The following is a 23,907-nucleotide window of genomic DNA, read 5'->3' as shown; positions in this document are numbered from 1 at the left end:
AAGTGACCGCTGTCAGTCTCGGTATGCCCCCCGTACCGCCGCCGCCGCTGGCCCCGCGCCGGGCCAGCCGCCAGATCATGGTCGGTTCGGTGCCGGTCGGTGGGGGCGCGCCGGTCTCGGTGCAGTCCATGACCACCACCCTCACCGCCGACGTCAACGCCACGCTCCAGCAGATCGCCGAGCTGACCGCGTCCGGCTGCCAGATCGTCCGGGTCGCCGTGCCGTCGCAGGACGACGTGGAGGCGCTGCCCGCGATCGCCAAGAAGTCGCAGATCCCGGTGATCGCGGACATCCACTTCCAGCCGAAGTACGTCTTCGCGGCGATCGACGCCGGCTGCGCCGCGGTGCGGGTGAACCCGGGCAACATCCGGCAGTTCGACGACAAGGTCAAGGAGATCGCGCGGGCCGCCGGCGACGCGGGCGTGCCGATCCGGATCGGCGTCAACGCGGGCTCGCTGGACAAGCGCCTGCTGGCCAAGTACGGCAAGGCCACCGCCGAGGCGCTGGTGGAGTCGGCGCTGTGGGAGTGCTCGCTGTTCGAGGAGCACGGCTTCCGGGACATCAAGATCTCGGTCAAGCACAACGACCCGGTGGTGATGATCCGCGCGTACCGGCTGCTGGCCGAGAAGTGCGACTACCCGCTGCACCTGGGTGTCACCGAGGCGGGCCCGGCGTTCCAGGGCACGATCAAGTCGGCGGTGGCGTTCGGCGCGCTGCTGGCCGAGGGGATCGGCGACACCATCCGGGTCTCGCTGTCCGCCCCGCCGGTCGAGGAGATCAAGGTCGGCGCCGCGATCCTGGAGTCGCTGGGCCTGCGCGAGCGTGGCCTGGAGATCGTCTCCTGCCCGTCCTGCGGCCGGGCGCAGGTCGACGTCTACAAGCTGGCCGAGGAGGTCACCGCCGGTCTGGAGGGCCTGCCGGTGCCGCTGCGCGTCGCGGTCATGGGCTGCGTGGTGAACGGCCCGGGTGAGGCCCGCGAGGCCGACCTGGGTGTGGCCTCCGGCAACGGCAAGGGCCAGATCTTCGTCAAGGGCAAGGTCGTCAAGACAGTGCCGGAGGCGCAGATCGTGGAGACGCTGATCGAGGAGGCGCTGCGCATCGCCGACGAGATGGGCGCCGAGATCCCCGAGGAGCTGCGCGACCTGGTGCCGGGTGGCGCCACCGTCACCGTGCACTGATCTGTTCCCCGCGTCGCCGTGCGGCCGTCCCCGACCTCGGGAACGGCCGAACGCGCGTTTCGCGGACCGGTATGCACGGTGTCACCGGGTGCAGCCGGGTTGCCGCGCCGGGCGTTCACTCGGACTCGGCGAGGATGGCGTAGAGCTTGCGCCGGGTCTCGTCGAGCACCTGGGCGGCCCGGGCGCGCTGGTCGTCGGTGCCGGTGGTCATCACCTGCCGCAGCGCCTGCATGGCCTGGGCGCCGGCGTCGCGGATGTCGTGCCAGCTGTTGACCGTCTGCTCGGCGAACTCCGCCCAGGGCGGGGTCTGCGCCGCGCCGGCCGCCTCGGCCTGGCCCGCATCGGTCAGCGCGAACCGCTTGCGTCCGCCCTCGGAGTCGGGGGCGGTCGCGATGAGCCCCTCGTCCTCCAGCAGTTGCAGCGTCGGGTAGATCGAGCCGGGGCTGGGCCGCCAGGCCCCGCCGGTGCGGGAGTCGATCTCCTGGATCATCTCGTAGCCGTGCATCGGCCGCTCGGTGAGCAGGGCCAGCACGGCGCCGCGCACGTTGGGCCGCCGGCCGCGTCCGCGCCCGCCCCGGCCCCGCCCGTGACCGTGCGGTCCGGGGGAGAAGGGCGGCGGACCCGGGGGTACGGGCGGGAAGCCGAAGCCGCCACGGCGGCGCATCTCGTCGTGCATGGCGTGCATACGTCGATGGAACCCCATCGGTTCTCCTTCTGTCGGTGTATCACTGATGCATCAACGATATATCGGCAATGCATCGCCGACAAGACGTCACCTAAACGGGGCTGAAAACCGTACGTACGTCTTGCTAGAGTGCCGGTGTGCGCCTGCTTCCCGAACCGGGCCCGTCCCGGACCCTCGCCCTCTCCACGCTCGTCAACACCGTCGGGCGGGGCACCTGGCTCACCGCCAGCGCGCTGTTCCTCACCCGGTCGGTCGGGCTGTCGGTCACCCAGGTCGGCGTGGCGCTCACGCTCACCGCGCTGGTCAGCCTGTTGGCGAGCACGCCGATGGGCTACCTCGCCGACCGCCTCGGGCCGCGCGGGCTCCAGATGGCCGCGCTGCTCGCCTCGGCCGGTTGCACGGCCGCCCTGGTGGCGGTGCGCTCGTTCACCGGCTTCCTGGTCGTCGGCGTGCTGATGGCGGTCGCCGACGCGGGCACCCGTGGCGCCCGGGGCGCGCTGATCGCCGGTGCCGTCCCGCCCGACCAGCGGGTCCGCACCCGCGCCTACCTGCGCGCGGTCACCAACGTCGGCATCTCGGTGGGCACGGTCCTGGCCGGGTTCGCGCTCGCCGCCGACACCCGCGGCGCGTACGTCACGCTGATCCTGCTCGACGCCGCCACGTACGTGCTGGCGGCGGCGGTGCTGCTGCGGCTCCCGCCGGTGCCGCCGATGCCCGCCCCGGCGCACGGGCCACGGCTGATCGCGCTGCGGGACCGCCCGTTCCTCGCCTTCACCGTGCTGGACGGGCTCATGTCCATGCACTTCTCGCTGATCAACATCGCCCTGCCGCTCTGGATCGCCGGGCACACCACGGCGCCGAACTGGCTCATCTCCGCCTGCCTGCTCGTCAACACGGTGGTGGTGATCCTGTTCCAGGTCCGCGCCTCGCGGGGCACCGAGGACCTGACCGGCGCGGGCCGGGCCGCCCGCCGGGCGGGTGTCCTGCTCGCGGTCGCCTGCGCGCTGTTCGCGGCCGGTGGCGGCGTACCGGTCGCGGCGGCGGTGCCGCTGCTGCTGGGCGGCGCGCTGGTGCACGTCGTGGGCGAGCTGTGGCACGCGGCGGCCGGCTGGGGCATCTCCTTCGGCCTGGCCCCGGCGCACGCGCACGGGCAGTACCAGGGCGCGTACGGGATGGGCATGCAGCTCGGCTCGATGGTCGCCCCGGTGGTGGTGACCACGCTCGCGATCGGCTGGGGCGTGCCCGGCTGGCTGGTGCTCGGCGTGGTGTTCATGCTGCTCGGCGCGCTGGTGCCGCCGGTGGTGCGATGGGCCGCCCGGACCCGTCCGGCCACGCCCGAGCCGGTGCCGGCGCCGGCCGGCTGAGCGCGGTGCGGCAGGTGCCCGGTCGGCCCGCGCACGCCGGGGTGGATCTGGCAGGCTGGTAGCCGTGCTCACGGTGCCGGTACGCCAACTCGGGGAGTCGGAGCGCCGCGCGGTCGAGCGGCTGCTCGACCTCGACCCGTACGCCGGCGCGCAGGTCGCCGAGCGGGTGGCGGCACGCGGCCTGGCGTGGTGGCGGGCCGAGGCGCGGATCCTCGGGTACGGCTCCCGCCGGCACCTGGAGTCGATCTGCTGGCTGGGCGGCAACCTGACCCCGGTGCTCGCGTCCGAGTCGGCGGTGACCGCGTTCGCCGACCAGTTGAGCGCCGAGGAGCGGCTCTGTTCCTCGATCGTGGGGCGGGCCGACGCGGTGCTCGGGCTCTGGGACCGCCTCTCCGCGCACTGGGGCCCGGCCCGGGACGTACGCCCGAACCAGCCGTTGCTGGCGACGGACGCGCTGCCCGCCGTGGCGCCCGACCCGCACGTGCGGCGGGTGCGCGGCAGCGAGGTCGACCTGCTGTTCCCGGCGGCGGTGGCGATGTACACCGAGGAGGTCGGGGTGTCGCCGCTGGCCGAGGACGGCGGGCGCGGCTACCGGCGGCGGGTGACCGAGCTGGTGCGCGCCGGCCGCGCCTACGCCCGCTTCGTCGACGGGCGGGTGGTCTTCAAGGCCGAGCTCGCAGTGGTGACCCGCCGGACCGCGCAGGTGCAGGGCGTCTGGGTGGCGCCCGAGTGGCGTGGCCGGGGCATCGCCACCGCGGCGATGGCCGCCGTGGTCCGCGACGCGCTGGAGCGGGTCGCGCCCACTTTGAGCCTCTACGTCAACGACTTCAACCTGCCCGCCCGCCGGGTCTACGAGCGCTGCGGCTTCCGCCCGGTCGGCACGCTCGCCACAGTGCTGTTCTGAGGATCACTCCCGCCGGACGTCCCGAACCGGACACCCGACGCTATGCTGGGCATGTTTTTATACTGACTAGTCAGTTCGGAATTCGGGGTCGGGATGAACATCGTCGAGGCCAGGGGCCTGGGGCTGCGCACCCGCCGCGGCTGGGTCTACCGCGACGTCGACCTCACCGCCGCGAGCGGTGAGCTGCACGCCGTCACCGGCCCGCCCGGCAGCGGGCGCACCTCGCTGCTGCTGGCGCTGGCCGGGTGCTTCCCGCACAACCACGGCGAGCTGCGCCGCCGCGGCCCGGCCGCGCTCGGCCAGGTGGCGGGCGTGCACGAACCCGACCCGACGCTCACCGTCGCCGAGCACATCACCGAACGCCTGCTGCTGCTCGGCCCGGTGCCGCGCCGCCGGCGCCGGCTGGTTCCGGTCGCCGCGGTACGGGTCCGCCGCGCCTACCGCCGCGACGCCTACGCCGCCGCCATCGCCGGCGCCGGACTCACCGACGCGCCGCTCGACCCCGACCGGTACGGCCGCGACCTCACCCCGGTCGAGCGCCAGGTGCTCGGGCTCGTGCTGGCCAGCCTCGCCGGCCCCAGCCTGATCGTCGCCGACGACGTGGACGCCGGCGCCGACCGCCCCGAGCGGGCGTGGATGTGGGGCGCGCTGGAACGCCTCGCCGACCAGGGGTACGCGGTCGTCGCCAGCGCCCGCGCCGTCGAACCCGGAGTCGCCGCCACCGTGCACCGCATCGGCGACCCGGCCCTGCCCGTCCCCGCCCTGACCGTTCCCGACGAGCCCGCGTCCGCCCTGACCGTTCCCGACGAGCCCGCCGAGGTGCCCGCATGAGCGTCCTGCGACTGGCCCTGTTCGAGCTGCGCCGGATGACCCGGGGCCGGCTGCCACGCGCCGCGCTCGCGGTGCTCACCATCGTCCCGCTGCTCTACGGCGCGCTCTACCTGTACGCGTTCTGGGATCCCTACGGGAAGATGGACCGGATCCCGGTCGCCCTGGTCAACGCCGACCGCCCGGCCACCGCCGGTGACGGCAGCGAGGTGCACGCCGGCCGCGACCTGACCGAGAAGCTGCTCGACCGGCGGGTGTTCGGCTGGACCGTGACCGACCAGGCCGACGCCACCAACGGGCTGCGCGACGGGCGCTACCACCTGGTCTTCTCCATCCCGCAGGACTTCTCCGCCACGCTCGCCGCCGGCCCGGAACCGGACCGCCCGGCCCGGCAGGGCGAACTGAAGGTCGTCAACGACGACGCCACCAACTACCTTTCCGGCCTGCTCGCCCGGTCGGCGTTCAGCGAGATCCGGGCCGCCGCCGCGCAGAGCACCGCCGCCACGTACTTCGACAGGATGCTGATCGGCTTCACCGACGCCAAGGCCGAGACCGGCCGCGCCGCCGACGGCGCCGGAAAGATCGCCGACGGGCTCGGCAGCTCCCAGCGGGGCGCCGACCAGCTCGCCGACGGGCTCGGTGACGCCGGGGACGGCGCCGGGCAACTCGCCGGTGGACTCAACCAGTCGGTCCAGGGCGCGGACAAGCTCGCCAAGGGCCTCGACCAGCTGCGCACCGGCGCCGCCCAGCTCGCCGACGGCGCCGGGCGCGCCGCCACCGAGACCAAGGCCGCGGCGGCCACCGTGAACGCCGCCGCCGACAGGTACGAGCCGGTGCTGCGCCGCAACGCCGACAAGATCGAGAAGGCGGCCACGCTCGTCGCCGACGGCGCGCAGCAGCTCGCCGCCGGGCTGGACGCGCTGCCGGGTAAGGCCGCCGAGGTGGTCGCGAGCGCCGAGGAGGTCCGCGACCGGCTCGACGCGGTCGCGAAGGAACACCCCGAACTGGCGGACGATCCCGGATTCGCCGCCGCCCGCAAGGCCGCCGACCGGGCCGTCACACAGGCCCGGTCCGTGGTGGCCGCGCTGGACAAGACCGACATGGCCACGCTGCGCAAGCAGATGACCGACGTGGCGAAGACCGCCCGCGAGGTCGCCGCCGCCGCGCCGCACCTGGCCGACGACGTCGCCTCCGCCCGCGCGAAGGTCAACGAGCTGGCCGGCGGGCTCACCACGCTGGCCCAGGGCAGCGCCAAGCTCCGCGACGGGCTGGGCGACGCGTCGACCGGCGCGAACGAGCTGCGCGGCGGCCTCTACCGGCTCGCCACCGGCGCCCGCCAGCTCGACGGCGGCCTGGCCCAGCTCGGCAGCGGCAGCAACCGCCTGGTCGACGGGCTGACCCGGCTGGAGGGCGGCGCCGGCGACCTCGCCGACGGGCTCGCCGCCGGGGAGCGGAAACTACCGGGGTACGACGACGCGGCCACTCGCGCCGGCGTGCTCGGTGACCCGGTCGGCCTGATCCGCGACTCGCAGAACCCGGCCGGCTCGTACGGCGTGGGCTTCGCCCCGTACTTCCTGTCCCTGGCGCTCTGGGTCGGCGCGATGATCACGTACATGCTGTTGCGGCCGGTCAACCGGCGGCACGTCATGTCCGGCGCGCCCGGCTGGCGGGTCGTGCTCGCCGGGTGGCTCCCCGCCGCCGGGATCGGCCTGGCCCAGGTCACTGTGCTCTACACGGTGGTGACGCTCGGCCTCGGGCTCGACCCGAGGCACGGCCCGGCCACGTTCGGGCTGCTCGCCCTCACCTCGCTGGCGTTCACCGCGATCATGCAACTGCTCGGTGTGGCGCTCGGCCCGGCCGGGCGGCTGGCCGCGCTGGCGCTGCTGATGCTCCAGCTCACCTCGTCCGGCGGCACCTACCCGGTGCAGACCTCACCCGGCTTCTTCCAGGCGATCCACCCCTGGCTGCCGATGACGTACGTGGTGGACGGCCTGCGGCACACCATCAACGGCGGTACGACCGCACCCGTGGTCACCGGCGCGCTGGTGCTGCTCGCGTTCGGGCTGGGCGCCATGGCGCTGACCGTCGGCGCGGCCCGCCGCTCCCGGCGGCTGACCCCGGCCAAGCTGCACCCCGAACTGGCCATGTGAGGATGAGCCGGTGACGGACGGACGGACACGCCGGCGCGAGGACACCCGCCAGCGCCTCTTCGTGGCGGCGGTGGACCTCATCGCCGAGCAGGGCTTCTCGGCCACCACCGTGGACGACATCGCGGCCCGGGCCGGCGTGGCGAAGGGGACCGTCTACTACAACTTCGAGTCCAAGACCGTCCTGTTCGAGGAGCTGCTGCGGCACGGCATCGGCCTGCTCACCGCCGAGTTCCGGGCCGCCGTCGACGGGCTGCCGCCGCTGGAGGCGCTCGGCGCGCTGGTCCGCGCCCAGCTGGAGTACATCCGCCGCTACCGCGCCTTCGCCCAGCTCCTGCTCTCGGAGATGTGGCGGACCAACCGGGAGTGGCAGCAGACACTGCGGCTGCTGCGCGGCGAGGCCATCGCGGTGATCGCCGACACCGTGAAGGCCGGCGTGGACAGTGGCGACCTCCCGGCCGACCTGGACGTGCGTACCGCCAGTTCGGCGCTGTTCGGCGTCGGGCTCGTGGTGGCCGTGGACTGGCTGGTCTTCTCGCCGGAGCGGCCGATCGACGAGGTGCAGGAGTCGCTGCTCGGGATCGTCCGGCGGGTCGCCCGCACCTGACCAGCGGTCGGTAATTCGGTTGATTCCGGACCGCCGGAAGGGTGAGGCTGAGGGCACCGCCCCCACCGATCCGAGTCCGGAGGACCTTCCATGCGCCTGCTCCGAGATCTCTGGGCCACGGCGCCCCGCCGGATGGCGGCGGTCCTGCTGCTGATCGTGCTCGGCGCCGGTGGTCAGGCGGCCGCTTCCGCGCTGGCCGGGCCGGTGCTGGTGCACCGCTCGTCCGGCTGGTTCGTCGCGCTCGCCGTGGCGCTCGTCGCCGCTGTCGTCACCGACCTGCTGATCGGCCTGATCATGGCCCGGCTCACCGCCGACTGGTCGGCCGACGTGCGGCGGCGGCTCTGCCGGGTCGCGCTCGGCCAGGACCTGCCCACCCTGGAGACCACACCGGTCGGCGAACTGCTCGACCGGATCGACAACGACGTCTACCAGGTCGCCGCCGAGATGCGGAACACCGGCGTACGGCTGGCGCAGGGCCTCGCGGTCTGCGCCCTCGCGACGGTGAGCGCGCTGATCGTCTGGTGGCCCGCCGGTGTCGGCATGATCGTGCTCACCTCGCTGCTCGCGGTGACGCTGCGCCGACCGACCGCCCGCATCGCCCCCGCCCGGATGGCCGAGGAGGAGGCGTGGTCCGACCTCGCGGCCGTGATGGAGGAGGCGGTGCACGGGCAGGACGACGTGCGCACCAGCCTCGCCCGGCCGTACGTGCTGCGCCTCTACGCCCGCCGCGCGGCCGAGGTGATCACCCGGTGCGTCCGGGTGTTCCGGCTCTCCGCCCGGGTCACCGCGGCCGCCGCCGGCGCGGTCCGGGTCGGCATCGCGGGCGTGGTGCTGGGCGGCGCGTGGGCGCTCGCCACCGGCCGGGTCGACGCCGCGCGGCTGACCGCGATCTGGTTGCTGGCCATCGCGTTCGGCGCGACGGTCGAGCACATCGCCCGCTGGGTGCCGCACCTGCAACAGGCGTTCGGCGCGTGGGGCCGGGTGCAACTGCTCGCCGGGTCGCCGCAGGAGCCCGACGGCGGGGCCACCCCGGTCGACGGGGACCTGACCGTGCGCGGGCTCACCTACCGCTACCCGGCCGGCGGGGACGAGCGCGGGCCGGCGCTGCGCGACGTCCACCTCGACTTCGTCCGCGGCCGCTCGTACGCGCTCGTCGGGCGTACCGGCTCGGGCAAGTCGACGCTGGCCAAGGTGCTCACCCGGGCGGTGGACGTGCCCCGCGGCACAGTCTTCCTCGGCGGCACCGACCTGGTCGACCTGGACGTGGAGGAACTGCGCCGGTGGATCGCCGTGGTGCCGCAGCGCACCGAGATCCTGGCCGGCACGCTCGCCGAGAACGTGGCGCTGTTCGACCCGGAACTGCTGGACGCCGCCGAGCGGGCGCTCACCGAACTGGGCCTGGCCGGCTGGATCGCCGAACTGCCCGACGGCGTGCACACCCGGCTCGGCGACGGCGGCTACGTGCTCTCCGCCGGGCAGGAGCAACTCGTCGCGTTCGCCCGCATCCTGGTCCGCGACCCGCACGTGGTGATCCTCGACGAGGCCACCGCGCGGCTCGACCCGGTCACCGAGAACCGGGTACGCGAAGCCACCGAACGGCTGCTCACCGACCGGATCGGCATCGTCATCGCGCACCGGCTCTCCTCGGTGCGCCGCTGCGACGAGGTGGTCGTGATGGCCGACGGCGCGGTGCTGGAGGCCGGTCCGCTGCGCGAGTCGGCCCGCTTCGCCGAGCTGCTCGCCACCAGCCACGCCGGGGCGTACGCCGGAGTGGGCGCCCGGCGCGGTGGCGTGGACCTGCTCGACGCGCCCGCCTGGGACGACGCGCCCGCCACGCCGGCCGCGCCCGCGACGCGGCCGGCCGCCGTGCCGCGCGCCGACCCGCCACCCGCGCCGCCCACGCCCCCCGCGCGGACCATGCGGGAGATCCTCCGGCTGGGCACCAACGACCCGCGGTACGGCATGGTCTCGGTCGCCCTGTTCATCGTGATGACGGTGCTCGGGATGGACGGGGCGGTGCTGCCCTGGCTCTGGGCCGACCTGGTCGGCGGCGGCGACCCGTGGCTGCCGGCGCTGGGCATCGTGGCGGCGCTGCTCGTGGTGCTGCCGCTGCCGTACCTGACGAACCTGTGGTTCCCGCAGTGGTGGATCCGGCAGATGCTGCGGATCAGCGCCCGGCTGGTGCACGGGCAGACCGGCGCGCGCCGGGTCAGCGGGCACACCCCGGCCGAGGTGGTCGCACAGGGCGGCGACACCGACCGGGTCGTGCACCTCGCCGACAACCTGATGGACCAGTTCATCTCGCTGACCATCGTGATCACCATGACGCTGGTGACCGGCAGTCTCGTACCGGCGCTGTTCTTCGTCGGCACGATGGTGGTCTCCGGGCTGGCGGCGACGCTGTTCGGGCCCCGGTTGGAACGCAACGCGGCCGGCACGGTGAAGGCGCGCGCCGCGTTCGCCACCGCGCTGGTGTCCGCGCTGTCCGCCGCCCGGACGGTGAAGCTGGCCGGCGCGACCCGCCCGGTGCTGCGCCACCTCGCCCGGCTGGACGAGGTACGCAGCGAGCGGCAGCGACGCGAGATCGCCATGCAGGTGTGGGCCCGGTCCACCCCGTCGGTGGCCAGTGGCCTGCTGCCGATCGGCGCGTGGGCGCTCTACCTGGCCGGTGAGCTGTCCGCCGGCGCCACGCTCGTGGCCGTCTCCACCCTGGGCGCGGCCCGCTGGTTCGCGTGGACCACCGCGTCGCTGGTGTCGCAGTACCCGTCGGCGCGCGTGTGGACCAGGCGGACGGTGGCGATGACCGGCGAGGCCGTGTACGCGGCGCCGGTGCCCGGGCTCGACCTGGTCGCCGGCACCGCGCCCGCGCCCGAGCCGCCGCCCCGGCACCCGCTGCGCCGCCTGGAGCTGTCCGGCTTCGGCGCGCTGCACTCCGACGGCACGCTCGCCGTCCGCGACGTCGACCTGGTGGTCGAACGCGGGCAGCTGGTGCTGGTCGTCGGCCCGGTCGGGTCCGGCAAGTCGTCGCTGCTGCGCGCGCTCGCCGGGATCGTGCACCACGTCGGCGAGCTGCGCTGGAACGGCGACCCGGTCACCGAGCCGGAGATGTTCCTGCGCCCCAACCAGGTCGGGTACGTGGGTCAGCTACCCCGGGTGCTCTCCGGCACGGTGGCCGACAACATCGCGCTCGGCCACCAGGTGGACGCCGCCGGGGCGGTCTCGACCGCCCAGCTCGAACACGACCTGGCCGCCGCCGGGGGCGGGCTCGGGCTGCTGATCGGGCACAAGGGCACCCGGCTGTCCGGCGGTCAGCTCCAGCGGCTGGCGCTGGCCCGGGCGCTCGCCCCGCGTACCGAGCTGCTGGTGGCCGACGACGTGTCGTCGGCGCTGGACGTGAGCACCGAGCTGGCGTTGTGGGCGGCACTGCGCGAGCACGGGGTGACAGTGGTCGGCTCGACCGCGAAGCGGGCCGCGCTGGTGCGGGCCGACCGGGTGGTGGTGCTGATCGACGGCACGGTGGCCGACCAGGGCACCTGGACCGACCTGGAACCCCGCTGGAACCACCTGGCCGGCTGACCCCCGGTCAGAAGGCTCGGGTGTACTGGTTGGGCCAGGTGGGGGTGGCGCCGAGCTTGGCGGCGGCGCGGCGCGGCCAGTACGGGTCGCGCAGCAGTTCGCGGCCCAGCAGCACCAGGTCCGCCTCGCCGCCGGCCACGATCTGCTCGGCCTGCTCGGGCTCCACGATCAGGCCCACGGCACCGGTCGGCACCCCGGCGTCGCGGCGGATCCGGGCGGCGAGCGGCACCTGGTAGCCGGGTCCGACCGGGATGGACGCCTGGACCGCCGCGCCTCCGGAGGAGGTGTCGATCAGGTCGACCCCGGCGGCGGCCAGTTCCCCGGCGAGCACCACGCTGTCCTCGACGGTCCAGCCGCCGTCGGCCCAGTCGGTGGCGGAGATCCGGGTCAGCACCGGCACTGATTCGCCGACGGCGGCGCGTACCGCGCGGGCCACGTCAAGGGTGAGCCGCATCCGGGCGGCCCGGTCGCCGCCCCAGCCGTCGGTGCGCCGGTTGGTCAGCGGGGACAGGAACTCGTGCAGCAGGTAGCCGTGCGCGGCGTGGATCTCCACGGCGGCGAACCCGGCGTCGAGCGCCCGTCCGGCGGCGGTGGCGAACGCGTCCACCACGGCCGCGATGCCCGCCTCGTCCAGCGCGGTGGGGGTGCGGTAGTCCGGGACGAACGGCTGGTCACCCGGGCCCACAGGGGTCCAGCCGCCCTCGGCGTCCGGCACACCGCCGCGCGCCGGCGCCCACGGCCGGTAGGTGGACGCCTTGAACCCGGCGTGCGCGAGCTGCACGGCCGGCACCGCGCCCTGACCGGCGACGAACGCGGTGATCGGACGCCACGCGTCGACGTGCGCGCCGGACCAGAGGCCGGTGTCCTGCGGGCTGATCCGGCCCTCGGGCACCACCGCCGTCGCCTCGGTGATCACCAGGCCGGCCCCGCCGACCGCGCGGGAACCGAGGTGCACCCGGTGCCAGTCGGTGGGCAGGCCGTCGGGTCCGGCGCTGTACTGGCACATGGGCGCCAGCGCGATCCGGTTGGGCAGGGTGACGCCGCGCAGGGCGAGCGGGGTGAACAGGGCGCTCATTCTCGGATCCTCCGGTCAGGGCGACGGGTGCGCCTCCTTGTGGGAGACGCACCCGCCGGTGTGTGGATCAGGCGGGTACGGGGTCGAGCCGCTCGGTCTCGACCGGCTCGATCAGGTCGCGCTTGCCGGCCGAGTCGTACGCGGCCCGGTCGAGCGTTCCCTCCCGGGCGGCCACGATGGTCGGCACGACGGCCTGCCCGGCCACGTTCGTGGCGGTACGGATCATGTCCAGGATCGGGTCGATGGCGAGCAGCAGACCGGCTCCGGCCAGCGGCAGGCCCAGCGTGCTCAGGGTCAGCGTGAGCATGACGATCGCGCCGGTCAGGCCGGCGGTCGCGGCCGAGCCGACCACCGAGACGAACGCGATGAGCAGGTAGTCGGTGACGCCCAGGTTCACGCCGAACACCTGCGCCACGAAGATCGCGGCGAGCGCCGGGTAGATGGCGGCGCAGCCGTCCATCTTCGTGGTGGCGCCGAACGGCACCGCGAAGGAGGCGTACTCGCGGGGGACGCCGAGGCGCTCGACCGAGCGCTGGGTCACCGGCATGGTGCCCACCGAGGAGCGGGAGACGAAGGCCAGCTCGATGGCGGGCCAGGCGCCGGCGAAGAAGCGCAGCGGGTTGAGCTTGCCGGCCACCGCGAGCAGCACCGGGTAGACCACGAACAGCACCAGGGCGCAGCCGACGTAGACGGCCGTGGTGAACTTCGCGAGCGGGGCGAGCAGGTCCCAGCCGTACGAGGCGACGGCATTGCCGATCAGGCCCAGCGTGCCGATCGGGGCGAGCCGGATGACCCACCACAGCGCCTTCTGCACGATCGACAGCAGCGAGCGGTTGAGCGACACGAACGGCTCGGCGGCGTCGCCGACCAGCAGCGCGGCGGCACCCACCACCAGGGCGAGGAAGACGATCTGCAGGACGTTGCCCTCGACGAACGCGCCGACCGGGTTGGTCGGGACGATGCCGGTGAGGAAGTCGATCCAGGAGCCGGTGGTCTTCGGCGCGGTGGCGCCGGCCGGGTCCAGGTTGACGCCCCGGCCGGGGTCGGTGAGCAGGCCGAGGCCGATGCCGATGCTCACCGCGATCAGCGCGGTGACGGCGAACCAGAGCAGCGTCTTGACGGCGAGCCGGGCGGCGTTGGCGACGCCGCGCAGGCTGACCACGCTGACCACGATGGCGGTGAAGACCAGCGGCGGCACTGCCAGCTTGAGCAGCTGGACGAAGAGGCCGCCGACGGTGTCGAGCGTGCTGGTCAGCCAGGCGAGGTCGGCGGCGCGGGCGAGGAAACCGAGCGCCACGCCGAGCACGAGGCCGAGCAGGATCTGGACGGAGAAGGGGATTCTGCGCAGGGCGGAGGTCATGAGGACGAATCCAAGGTCTGGAGAGGGAAGGCGGGCGTCGGGGCGTGGAACTACGCCGGACAGACGCCGCTGGCCTGACGCCGGAGATCGACGTACAGGCGCTCGGTGAGGCACCAGACATTGGTCATCGTCGCGACACGTTACTCCCCTCCGTCGCCGGAACGGAAGGACCGTCGCCGGTGAGGCTCCTTACAGCCAGGTAACCGGCGGTGACCAGTCCCCAGGCGGCGACCACGACCAGCAGCACCCGTTCCGACACGCCGAGCAGCGCGCTGCGGCCGACCAGCAGCAGCGCCGCCGCTACCACGGCGGCCACCGGCAGCGCCACCGCCGCGCCGACCGCGGCGATCCGCCGCAGTCCCCGGTCCGCCGCCGGGGAGAACAGCAGCACGAGCATGGCGAGCACCACCGCGGCGGTCGCCGCGATGCTCGCACCGCCGTGCACCAGGTCGGCCACCGTGGTCGCCTCGAACGGCGGCAGCGGGCAGCCCTCGCTGCACGTGACAGCGCCGGAGAGCACCGTGGCGACCGCGCCGACGCCGAGCAGCCCGGCCGCCGCCCGCACCCCCGGCGGCAGCGCCCCGGCGAGCAGCAGCAGCGACGCGGCCACCGAGAAGATCCCCATCCGGTACGCCCCGGCGTACCCGCTGTCGGTGATGCCCGCCTCACTCACGTACGCGATGGGGCCCGGGCCAGGACCGGCGATCACCGCGACAGTTACCGCTGCCGCGCCGGCTGCCAGGCAGACGGCGGCGAACGCGGCGGCGATCCGGCGGCCGGTGTCCTCAACCACGTCCGTGCGGGGTGGTCCAGCCGGACAGGTCCGGGCCCAGCGGCACGATCCGGGTCGGGTTGATCATGTCGTGGGTGGCGTAGTAGTGCCGCTTGATGTGGTCGAAGTCCACCGTCTCGCCGAAGCCAGGCGTCTGGAACAGGTCCCGCGCGTACGCCCAGAGCACCGGCATCTCGGTGAGCTTGCGCCGGTTGCACTTGAAGTGCCCGTGGTATGCCACGTCGAAGCGCACCAGCGTGGTGAACAGGCGCACGTCCGCCTCGGTGATCGTGTCGCCCATCAGGTAGCGCCGCCCGGCCAGCCGCTCGCTGAGCGCGTCGAGGCGGGCGAACAGCGCGGTGAACGCCTCGTCGTACGCCTCCTGGGAGGTGGCGAAGCCGCACCGGTAGACGCCGTTGTTGACGTCCCGGTGGATCTCCGCCATCAGCGCGTCCATCTCCGGGCGCAGCTCGACCGGGTAGAGATCCGGCGCGTCCGGTGCGTGGAACCGCCGCCACTCGGTCGAGAAGTCGAGCGTGAGCTGCGGGTAGTCGTTGGTGACCACCCGTCCGGTGAGCGTGTCCACGAGCGCCGGCACCGTCACCCGGCCGGTGTAGTCCCTGTCGGTGGACAGGTACGCCTCGGAGAGGAAGCCGATGCCGAGCACCGGGTCGAAGCCGTCCGGGTCGAGCGCGAACCGCCAGCCCCGCTCGTCCCGGATCGGGTCGACGGTGCCCAGCGAGATCACCTCGTCCAGCCCGAGCAGGCCGCGCACGATCCGGGCCCGGTGCGCCCACGGGCAGGCCCGGCACCAGATCAGCCGGTACCGGCCCGCCTCCAGGGGCCAGCGCCCCGCCTCGTCCGGCCCGCCGCCCTCCGGTGAGGTGGAGTGCGGGGTGACCCGGCCGGTGAACCGGTTGGGCTGGCGGACGAACGCGCCGCCGCCGCTGGTCTCTGCGCTGAACTGGGCCCCGGACATGCGGCAAACCTATCCGCTCCGGTCACGGATATCCTGGCGCCGGGTACCCCCGCGACCCGCCGACCGACCCCTTCCCACCCCCGAAGGACGTACGCGCGATGACAGTGGCCTATCTCGTTGCCGGAGTCCGCACCCCGATCGGCCGGTACGCCGGCGCGCTGGCCGGGGTCCGCCCCGACGACCTGGCCGCGCACGTCGTCCGCGAGCTGGTGACCCGCCACCCGTCCGTCGACTGGGCCCGCACCGACGACGTGATCCTGGGCTGCGCCAACCAGGCCGGCGAGGACAACCGCAACGTGGCCCGGATGGCCGCGCTGCTCGGCGGCCTGCCGGAGGAGGTGCCGGGCAGCACCGTCAACCGGCTCTGCGGCTCCGGCCTGGACGCGCTCGCCTCCGCCGCCCGCGCGATCGTCGCCGGGGAGGCCGACCTGGTGGTGGCCGGCGGAGTGGAGAGCATGAGCCGCGCGCCGTTCGTCATGCCGAAGGCGGCCACGCCGTTCGCCCGCACCGCCGAGGTGTACGACACCACGATCGGCTGGCGGCTGGTCAACCCGCTGATGCGCAAGGGCTGGGGCATCGACTCGATGCCGGAGACGGCGGAGAACGTGGCGGCCGAGTTCGGCGTGGACCGGGCCGCGCAGGACGCCTTCGCGTACCGGTCGCAGCAGCGGGCCGCGAAGGCGCAGGCCGACGGCCGGCTGGCCGAGGAGATCGTCCCGGTGACGGTGCCCGCCGGCAAGCGGGAGACGAAGCTGGTCGAGGCCGACGAGCACCCGCGCGAGACGACGCTGGAGAAGCTCGCGGCGCTGCCCACCCCGTTCCGCGAGGGCGGCACTGTCACCGCCGGGAACTCCTCCGGGGTCAACGACGGCGCCGTCGCGCTGCTGGTCGCCTCCGCGGCCGCCGTCGAACGCTACGGCCTCACCCCGCTGGCCCGGGTACGCGGTGCCGCGTCGGCAGGCGTACCGCCGCGGATCATGGGCATCGGCCCGGTCCCGGCGACCCGGAAGCTGCTCGACCGGACGGGCCTGTCGCTGGGCGACGTGGACGTGATCGAGCTGAACGAGGCGTTCGCCGCGCAGTCGGTGGCGGTGCTGCGCGAGCTGGGCCTGCCGGAGGACGCCGAGCACGTCAACCCGGGCGGCGGGGCCATCGCGCTGGGTCACCCGCTCGGCGCCAGCGGCGCCCGGCTGGCGCTGACCGCCGCGCTGGAACTGCGCCGCCGGGGCGGCCGGCGGGCGCTCGCCACCATGTGCATCGGCGTCGGGCAGGGCATCTCGCTGCTGCTGGAATCGGCCGACTGACCCGGGCCGGCAGCATCGCCCGCTGTGGATCTCCCGTACCCGGCCGTACCGGCCTAGAGTGGTCTGGACCACATGATCCGCCATCGACGGCGGACGACGACCTGGGGGACCGAGCGATGCAGACGCCGGAGAGCCTGCCCACCGAGATCGACCTGAGCCGGCCGAGCGCCGCCCGGGTCTACGACTACTTCCTCGGTGGGGCGCACAACTTCGAGATCGACCGGCAGCTCGCCGAACAGATCGCGGCCATGACGCCGAACCTGGCCGCCACCATGCGCTCCGGGCGGGAGTTCCTGCGCCGGGCCGTACGCGTGCTGCTCGACGCCGGCATCGACCAGTTCCTCGACATCGGCTCCGGCATCCCCACCGTCGGCAACGTGCACGAGGTCGCCCAGGCCGCCGACCCGGACGCCCGGATCGTGTACGTCGACATCGACCCGGTGGCCGTGGCGCACAGCCACGAACTGCTCGCCGGCAACGACCGGGCCACCGCGGTCCTGGCCGACCTGCGCGAGCCGAAGCTGATCCTGGACCACGCCGCCGCCAGCGGCCTGATCGACTTCGACCGGCCGTTGGGCATCCTGCTGGCCGGCGTGGTGCACTTCGTGCCCGACGCCGACCGCCCGGCCGACATCCTGGCCACCCTGCGCGCCGCCGCCGCGCCCGGCAGCTACCTGGTCATCTCCCACTCCACGTTCGAGGACCAGCCGCAGGAGATGCTGGACGCGCAGCGGCTGTCGGCGCGTACCGCCACCGAGATCACGCTGCGCTCGCGGGCCGAGATCACCGGCTTCTTCGGCGACTGGACGATCCTCGAACCGGGCGTCGTGCACATGCCGCTGTGGCGGCCCGACTCCCCGTCGGACGTGGACGAGCACCCGGAACGGTTCGGAGCCTTCGGCGGCGTCGCCCGGCACGACCGCGCAGCCGGCTGAGCCCATGCGCGCCCCGGACAGCGACGGGGGAGACGTCAGCCGGCCCGGCGCCGCCGCGTACGCCGCCGAGTGGGCTCGCGCGGTGCGCCGCATCGGGTTCGTGCCGCTGAGCGCGGCCGAGACCGAGCGCCTGCTGGTGCCGCTCACCGAGCGGCTCGGCGAGGCCCTGCTCGCCCCCGCCTTCTCCGCCCGTCCCGCGGAGGAGGTGGGGCGTGCCCTCGTCGAGGCGCACCTCACCGAGCCCGGCGTGCTCGACTGGTCGGTGCAGGCACTGGGGGACCGGTTCCTGCCCTGGGTGCTGCCGTCGCGGACCGAGTCGCCGGAGCTGCGCGAGCGGGTCGCGCTGCTCCAGGGCGCGTTCGCCGCCGGGTTCGCCCGCGCGCTGCGCGACCGGGTCTTCAGCCAGCAGGAGCGGATCGCCCGGTCCGCGTGGCAGGCCCGGGACACCGTCGAGCAGGCGCTGCGGGACAGCGAGGCGCGTTTCCGGGCGGTCTTCACCGGCGCCGCCATCGGCATCGGCATCGCCGGTGTGGACGGGCAGATCATCGAGGTCAACCAGGCGTTCGCGGACATGCTCGGCTACACCGTCGCGGAGATGCGGCGGATGAACGTGTCGGCGCTGGCCTATGCCGACGACGCGGCCGGGATGTGGGAGCTGTACAAGGAGTTGATCGAGGGCAAGCGGGACAGCGCCCGGGTGGAGAAGCGCTACTACCGCAAGGACGGCAGCGTGGTCTGGACCGACCTCGCGGTGTCGCTGATCCGGCACGACGACGGTCGGCCCCGGTTCACAGTCGCCATGGTGGAGGACATCACCCAGCGGTACGAGTTGCAGCAGCGGCTGCGCTTCCAGGCGCTGCACGACCCGCTGACCGGCCTGCCCAACCGGACACTGTTCTTCGAGACGCTCGGCGACGTCTTCGACGGCGCCGGCCCGGACCAGCGCGTCGGGCTCTGCTTCATCGACCTGGACGGCTTCAAGGCGGTGAACGACAGCCTCGGCCACGACCTGGGCGACCGGCTGCTCAAGGTGATCGCCCGCCGGCTCAGTGACTGCGTGGCCGGGCGCGGTCACCTGGTGGCCCGGATGGGCGGTGACGAGTTCGTGATCCTGGTCGACTCCGACGGCGGCATCGACGACGCGGTGGAGGTCGCCGAGCTGGCCCTGGCCGCGGTGTCCGCGCCGGTGCACGTCGGCGACCAGCAGCTCGCCGTGTCGGCCAGCATCGGCATCGTGGAGTGCCCGGCGGCGGAGACGAGCGTCGGTGACCTGATGAAGGCCGCCGACACCACGCTCTACTGGGCCAAGGCGGAGGGCCGGGGCCGCTGGGCGGTGTACGACCCGGAGCGCAGCGCCGCCGACATCGCCCGCTCCGCGCTGGCCGCGAACCTGCCCGCCGCGCTGGACCGGGGCGAGTTCGTGCTGCACTACCAGCCGATCGTGTCGCTGCTGGACGGGACGATGGTGGCGGTCGAGGCGCTGGTGCGCTGGCAGCACCCGGAGCTGGGGCTGATCGGGCCGGACCGGTTCATCGGGCTGGCCGAGGAGACCGGCCTGATCGTCCGGCTCGGCGCCTGGGTGCTGCGTCAGGCGTGCCGCGACGCCGAGTCGTGGCGGCGCGCGTACCCGGACACCACGCCGGTGGTCAGCGTCAACCTGGCCGCCCGGCAGGCCGACGACCCGGCCATCGTGGAGACGGTGGCGGAGGCGTTGCAGCACACCGGCCTGCCGGCCGAGCTGTTGCAGCTGGAGCTGACCGAGAGCGCCGTCATGGGCAGCGCCGGCGAGCCGCTGCGCACACTGCACCAGCTCGCCGGCCTCGGGCTGCGGCTGGCCATCGACGACTTCGGCACCGGCTACTCGAACCTCGCGTACCTGCGGCGGCTGCCGATCCACTGCGTGAAGCTGGCCGGCCCGTTCGTCGAGGGGATACGGGGTGACGGCGCGGACGCGGTCGCCGACCACCGGGACGAGCGGATCGTGGACGCGCTGGTCCGGCTGGCGCACGCGCTGGAGCTGTCGGTGACCGCCGAGGCGGTGGAGACCGAGGTGCAGGCCGAACGGCTGCGCGCGCTGCGCTGCGACACCGGGCAGGGCCGGCTGTTCGGCGCACCGATGCCCGCCGACGGCATCCGCGCCCGCCTGGGCGGGTAAGGAAGGGCCCCCTCTTAACGCCTCCGGTAGAGGAGGGGGCCCCGCTTAACACCTCCCGCGCACGCGGCAGGCGAGGAAGGGAGAACCGGTGAGCCTCACCGATTCGCAGGCCGTGGTGTCGGTGGTCGCCGCGCTGGCGATCGTCGCCGGACTGGCCGGGGTGGTGGTGCCCGGGTTACCGGCGCTGCCGCTGTGCTGGGGCGGCGTACTGGTGTGGACGCTGTTCGGCGACGCCGGGCCGGGCCGCTGGGCGGTGCTGGCCGCCGCCACGGTGATCGCCGTCGGCGGCACCGTGCTCAAGTACCTGTGGCCGGGGCGCAACCTGAAGCGGACCGGCGTGCCCACCACCTCGCTGCTGGCCGGCGGGCTGCTCGGCGTGGTCGGCTTCTTCGTGATCCCGGTGATCGGGCTGCCGATCGGCTTCGTCGGCGGGATCTTCGGCGCGGAACGGCTGCGGCTCGGCGACACCCGGCTGGCCTGGCCGGCCACGGTGCAGGCGCTCAAGGCGGCCGGGTTGTCGATGGTCCTGGAGTTCACCGCCGGCCTGATGATCGCCGCGCTGTGGGTCGCGGGGTTGCTGTTCGTCTAGGGTGCGGCGGCGCGGGGCGTCCGGAGGGTACGGCCGATCGCCGTACATCAGTGAGAGAGAGGTGGACGCCGCGCGCCGCCGCGGACCGGGCGTTGCCGAGCGCCCGGTGCCGGCCCGTCGGGTCGGGCCTGGTCACGCCCACAATGATGCCCCCGGTGGGATCCGGCGACAACGCAATTACCGGCGCGCGTATTGACCACCTTGATCGGCCGGGAGCACACTGCGAGCACTCGCACGAGGATCGCCTCGAGGAGGTGTGCAGTGGCCACGACGCCCGCGCCGACCGCCGAGCAGCCGATGGACGACGACGCCCGACGACTGGCCGAACTCGGCTACAAACAGGAGCTGCGCCGCAAGTGGAGCGGCTTCTCCAACTTCGCGATCTCGTTCTCCATCATTTCGATCCTGGCCGGCTGCTTCACCACGTTCGGCCAGGCGTGGAACAACGGCGGCCCGGTGGCGATCTCCTGGGGCTGGCCGCTGATCTCGCTGTTCATCCTGATCATCGGCTTCTGCCTGGCCGAGCTGGTGTCCGCGTACCCGACCGCGGGCGGGATCTACTGGTGGGCGGCGACCATGGGCCGGCCGGTGCACGGCTGGTTCACCGGCTGGCTCAACCTGATCGGGCTGGTCGCGGTGACCGCGTCGGTCGACTACGGCTGCGCCACGTTCCTCAACCTGACGCTGTCGGCGCTGTTCGACGGCTGGGCCGGCACCGGGCACCAGACGTTCGGGCTGTTCGTCGTGATCCTCGCGCTGCACGGGCTGATCAACATCTACGGGCACCGGATCATCGACGTACTCCAGAACGTCTCGGTCTGGTGGCACGTGGCCGGCGCGGCCGCCGTGGTGCTGATCCTGGTCCTGGTCCCGGACAACCACCAGAGCTTCCAGTTCGTGTTCACCGAGCGGTTCAACAACTCCGGCTTCGGTGACGGCGACACCGGCGGGCTGGCGTTCTGGTTCTACGTGCTGCCGCTGGGCTTCCTGCTCACGCAGTACACGATCACCGGCTTCGACGCCTGCGCGCACGTCTCCGAGGAGACCCGGGGCGCGTCCAAGGCCGCCGCGCAGGGGCTGTGGCGGTCGATCTTCTACTCGGCGGTGGGCGGCTGGATCCTGCTGCTGGCGTTCCTGTTCGCGGCCACCGACGTGGACGCGATCAACGAGGCGGGCGGCTTCTCCGGGGCGATCTTCGAGAGCGCGCTGACGCCGTTCTTCTTCAAGGCCGTCATCATCATCTCCACCATCGGGCAGTTCTTCTGCGGCATGAGCTGCGTGACGTCGATGTCGCGGATGGCGTACGCGTTCAGCCGGGACCGCGCGGTGCCCGGCTGGCGGCTGTGGTCGAAGGTCAACCGCAACGGCACGCCGGTCAACGCCATCATCGGCGCGACGCTCGCCGGGCTGGTGCTCACGCTGCCCGCGCTCTACCAGCGCGGCGGCATCCCGGTCGCGTTCTACGCGGTGGTCTCGGTCGCGGTGATCGGGCTGTACCTGTCCTTCATCATCCCGATCTTCCTGCGGCTGCGGATGGGCGACCGGTTCACCCCGGGCCCGTGGACGCTCGGCCGGCGCTACAAGCTGCTCGGCTGGATCGCGGTGGTCGAGATCGCTGTCATCTCGGTCTACTTCGTGCTGCCGATCGTCCCGGCGGGTGTACCAGGCAACCCCGACTTCAGCTGGACGGCGGTGAACTACGCGCCCATCGCGATCGGCGGCGTGCTGCTCGGCGTCGCCATCTGGTGGTACGCCTCGGCCCGCAAGTGGTTCACCGGCCCGCGCCGCACGGTCGACCAGGCCGAACCCGAACCCGAACCCGCCGAGCCGTCGTGACGTGTCGGTGGGGCCTGCCATGATTCGGCCATGAATGCGGAAGCGGTGGTACGCGCGTTGTGGGATCGCATGCAGGCCCGGGACTGGACCGGCGTCGGCGATCTGCTGGCCGACGACGTGGTCGTCGAGTGGCCGGTCAGCGCCGAGCGGATCGTGGGCCGCGACAACTACGTGAAGGTCAACGCCGAGTACCCGGAGGGCTGGTCGATCCGGGTGCTGCGGGTGGTGGCGTCGGGCGACACGGTCGTGTCCGAGGTGGAGGTGCCGCACGAGGAGATGGGCGTGCACCGCGTCGCGTCGTTCTGGACCGTGCGCGACGGGCGGATCGTCGACGGCCGAGAGTACTGGACGAGCCTCGGCCAGGACCCGTCCCCGCAGTGGCGAGCGGCTTGGGTCCAGCCGATGTGAGATGGCCTGTTGGTCAGGCTGCCGGCCCGGCCTGCTTGGCCAGGGCGATGAACGACCGCCACGAGGACGGGGTGACGTGGAGCGTCCCGCCGTCCCGGTCCTTCGAGTCGCGCACCAGCACCACTTCCGGCAGGTTGTCAGCCACCTCGACGCAGTCGGTGTTGCCGCTCCGGGTCGCCTTTCGCCAGGTCGCGCCGCTCAAATCCATGACGTCTCTACCTCTTTCAGAAGTTCGAGAGACTGCCGGCGGGGCAAAGCTTCACTCCGGATCATCTCCCATCTCGACTGAAGCGTAGCCACGTCGGCGTCGCCGTCGATCACGCTCGTGGTGAGCTGGCATTCCATGCTGGCGACCCAACCGCCCTCCGCGCCTCTCGCCAGAGTGAACGGACCGGACAAGCCGATGTGCAACCCGACCTGTAGTGGAAGCACGTGGATACTGATGTGCGGGCGCTCGGCAAAGACGACCAGGTGCTCGATCTGCTGAGCCATCAGGCCGCGGAAGCTCTCTTCGCGGCGGTGCAGCATTCCCTCGTCGAGTACAGCGACGAGCTGGGGCGGAGATGGCTGCCGCAGGACTTCCTGGCGATCCATCCGGGCTGCCACGCGGCTCTCCACGTCGGCCTCGCTGAGTAGGTCGTCACAGCGAATAACCGCTCGGGCGTAGTTCTCCGTCTGGAGCAGGGCTGGAACGAGAGTCGGGTGGAAGCACCGGAGCTGGCGAGCGTTGCGTTCCGCATCGAGCCATGGTCTAAGCCAGGACGGCAAGCCCTCGCGTTCGGCCATCTTGAGCAGGGACACCAGCAGGCCGCCGGAGTTCAGCACCTCGTCGGCACGAGCCAGAAAGAGCCGGTCGTACGGACGGCTGCCGGTCTCGACGGCGGACACCATTGACGGGGAGTAGTGGACCAGCCGACCAAACTCCTCCTGATTGAGACCGGCAACGTTCCGTAGTCGGCGGAGCTGCGCACGGATCAACTCTGCTGTCTGTTCCTCCACAGTTCCTCCACAGTCCGTGCGTGAACTTCATTCGATATCTGCCGACGGTGCCGGAACTTCACTGGTGCGCCGTGACGAGGCTCGATGTCTTCCGACCGTAGTGGTGTCCTCACCAGACTGTCACAGAAGCGGATCCGCTCGTCGCAGGCGAGCACGGGCGGATTCCAGCCCGGGGCCGCCCGGTCCCGACGATGCCGGGCGGCCCC

General features: G+C 73.2%; 20 protein-coding genes. 13 read left to right on the top strand and 7 right to left on the bottom strand.

Annotation, left to right across the window (positions count from 1 at the left end):
• The first annotated feature begins 2 nt into the window (after positions 1–2).
• Complete coding sequence (ispG, locus tag ACN27C_RS00390) at positions 3–1,178, top strand: flavodoxin-dependent (E)-4-hydroxy-3-methylbut-2-enyl-diphosphate synthase (RefSeq protein WP_030504228.1); 1,176 nt, start codon at positions 3–5, stop codon at positions 1,176–1,178.
• Positions 1,179–1,293: 115 nt separating this feature from the next.
• Here the strand turns inward: ispG and ACN27C_RS00385 are convergent, their stop codons facing one another.
• A complete protein-coding gene (locus ACN27C_RS00385) occupies positions 1,294–1,881 on the bottom strand; it encodes a PadR family transcriptional regulator (RefSeq protein ID WP_120571145.1) in 588 nt (195 codons plus the stop codon).
• Between the two features lie 119 nt (positions 1,882–2,000).
• On the opposite strand from ACN27C_RS00385, the gene ACN27C_RS00380 reads away from it, so the two are divergent.
• The 6 genes from ACN27C_RS00380 (at position 2,001) to ACN27C_RS00355 (ending at position 11,289) form a co-directional block, all read left to right on the top strand.
• Entirely contained in the window at positions 2,001–3,227 is a 1,227-nt protein-coding gene (locus ACN27C_RS00380; protein ID WP_422750158.1) for an MFS transporter, read from the top strand.
• Positions 3,228–3,291: 64 nt separating this feature from the next.
• Entirely contained in the window at positions 3,292–4,131 is an 840-nt protein-coding gene (locus ACN27C_RS00375) for a GNAT family N-acetyltransferase (RefSeq protein WP_422750156.1), read from the top strand.
• A 93-nt stretch (positions 4,132–4,224) separates the two neighbouring features.
• Positions 4,225–4,962 carry an ATP-binding cassette domain-containing protein gene (locus ACN27C_RS00370; RefSeq protein WP_422750154.1) on the top strand — a complete coding sequence of 246 codons (738 nt, stop codon included), beginning with the start codon at positions 4,225–4,227 and terminating at the stop codon, positions 4,960–4,962.
• Positions 4,959–7,109, top strand: coding sequence for a YhgE/Pip family protein (locus ACN27C_RS00365; RefSeq protein ID WP_422750152.1), 2,151 nt, complete (start codon positions 4,959–4,961; stop codon positions 7,107–7,109). Before ACN27C_RS00370 ends, ACN27C_RS00365 begins: the two co-directional genes overlap by 4 nt.
• A gap of 10 nt (positions 7,110–7,119) precedes the next feature.
• On the top strand, positions 7,120–7,713 hold the full coding sequence (locus ACN27C_RS00360; RefSeq protein ID WP_120571140.1) for a TetR/AcrR family transcriptional regulator: 594 nt from the start codon (positions 7,120–7,122) through the stop codon (positions 7,711–7,713).
• 90 nt (positions 7,714–7,803) lie between these two features.
• The gene (locus ACN27C_RS00355) at positions 7,804–11,289 is read left to right on the top strand and encodes an ATP-binding cassette domain-containing protein (protein WP_121685511.1); all 3,486 of its coding nucleotides are present in this window, start codon (positions 7,804–7,806) and stop codon (positions 11,287–11,289) included.
• Positions 11,290–11,296: 7 nt separating this feature from the next.
• Here ACN27C_RS00355 and ACN27C_RS00350 read toward each other — a convergent pair whose 3' ends face one another.
• The 4 genes from ACN27C_RS00350 to ACN27C_RS00335 form a co-directional block, all read right to left on the bottom strand.
• Positions 11,297–12,364, bottom strand: coding sequence for an NADH:flavin oxidoreductase/NADH oxidase (locus ACN27C_RS00350; protein ID WP_421499981.1), 1,068 nt, complete (start codon positions 12,362–12,364; stop codon positions 11,297–11,299).
• A 67-nt stretch (positions 12,365–12,431) separates the two neighbouring features.
• Positions 12,432–13,712, bottom strand: coding sequence for a dicarboxylate/amino acid:cation symporter (locus ACN27C_RS00345; RefSeq protein ID WP_181373726.1), 1,281 nt, complete (start codon positions 13,710–13,712; stop codon positions 12,432–12,434).
• A gap of 136 nt (positions 13,713–13,848) precedes the next feature.
• Complete coding sequence (locus ACN27C_RS00340; RefSeq protein WP_422750149.1) at positions 13,849–14,517, bottom strand: DUF998 domain-containing protein; 669 nt, start codon at positions 14,515–14,517, stop codon at positions 13,849–13,851.
• Positions 14,510–15,475 carry a glutathione S-transferase family protein gene (locus tag ACN27C_RS00335; protein ID WP_120571136.1) on the bottom strand — a complete coding sequence of 322 codons (966 nt, stop codon included), beginning with the start codon at positions 15,473–15,475 and terminating at the stop codon, positions 14,510–14,512. The genes ACN27C_RS00340 and ACN27C_RS00335 overlap by 8 nt, the downstream gene beginning before the upstream one ends.
• Before the next feature lie 98 nt (positions 15,476–15,573).
• Between ACN27C_RS00335 and pcaF the strand changes: the two genes are divergently transcribed.
• From pcaF to ACN27C_RS00305, 6 genes are all read left to right on the top strand, one after another.
• Complete coding sequence (gene pcaF, locus ACN27C_RS00330) at positions 15,574–16,779, top strand: 3-oxoadipyl-CoA thiolase (protein ID WP_364814634.1); 1,206 nt, start codon at positions 15,574–15,576, stop codon at positions 16,777–16,779.
• Between the two features lie 116 nt (positions 16,780–16,895).
• On the top strand, positions 16,896–17,714 hold the full coding sequence (locus tag ACN27C_RS00325) for an SAM-dependent methyltransferase (protein WP_121686128.1): 819 nt from the start codon (positions 16,896–16,898) through the stop codon (positions 17,712–17,714).
• Positions 17,715–17,718: 4 nt separating this feature from the next.
• Positions 17,719–19,869 carry a putative bifunctional diguanylate cyclase/phosphodiesterase gene (locus ACN27C_RS00320; RefSeq protein ID WP_422750146.1) on the top strand — a complete coding sequence of 717 codons (2,151 nt, stop codon included), beginning with the start codon at positions 17,719–17,721 and terminating at the stop codon, positions 19,867–19,869.
• Between the two features lie 88 nt (positions 19,870–19,957).
• Entirely contained in the window at positions 19,958–20,458 is a 501-nt protein-coding gene (locus tag ACN27C_RS00315) for a DUF456 domain-containing protein (protein WP_422750144.1), read from the top strand.
• 261 nt (positions 20,459–20,719) lie between these two features.
• Entirely contained in the window at positions 20,720–22,294 is a 1,575-nt protein-coding gene (locus tag ACN27C_RS00310) for an amino acid permease (protein ID WP_194799766.1), read from the top strand.
• A gap of 30 nt (positions 22,295–22,324) precedes the next feature.
• A complete protein-coding gene (locus ACN27C_RS00305) occupies positions 22,325–22,702 on the top strand; it encodes a nuclear transport factor 2 family protein (RefSeq protein WP_422750142.1) in 378 nt (125 codons plus the stop codon).
• 13 nt (positions 22,703–22,715) lie between these two features.
• Here the strand turns inward: ACN27C_RS00305 and ACN27C_RS00300 are convergent, their stop codons facing one another.
• Positions 22,716–22,910 (bottom strand): DUF397 domain-containing protein, encoded by a 195-nt coding sequence (locus ACN27C_RS00300; RefSeq protein ID WP_350814204.1) that lies wholly within the window; start codon positions 22,908–22,910, stop codon positions 22,716–22,718.
• A complete protein-coding gene (locus ACN27C_RS00295; RefSeq protein ID WP_422750140.1) occupies positions 22,901–23,701 on the bottom strand; it encodes a helix-turn-helix domain-containing protein in 801 nt (266 codons plus the stop codon). The genes ACN27C_RS00300 and ACN27C_RS00295 overlap by 10 nt, the downstream gene beginning before the upstream one ends.
• Between the last annotated feature and the right edge of the window lie 206 nt (positions 23,702–23,907).

It is taken from the genome of Micromonospora sp. WMMD1219 (genome assembly GCF_049315215.1).
In the GTDB taxonomy this organism is placed as follows: domain Bacteria; phylum Actinomycetota; class Actinomycetes; order Mycobacteriales; family Micromonosporaceae; genus Micromonospora; species Micromonospora tulbaghiae.
Note: the sequence above shows the minus strand (reverse complement) of the source record. Positions and strands in the feature narration are given on the sequence as shown.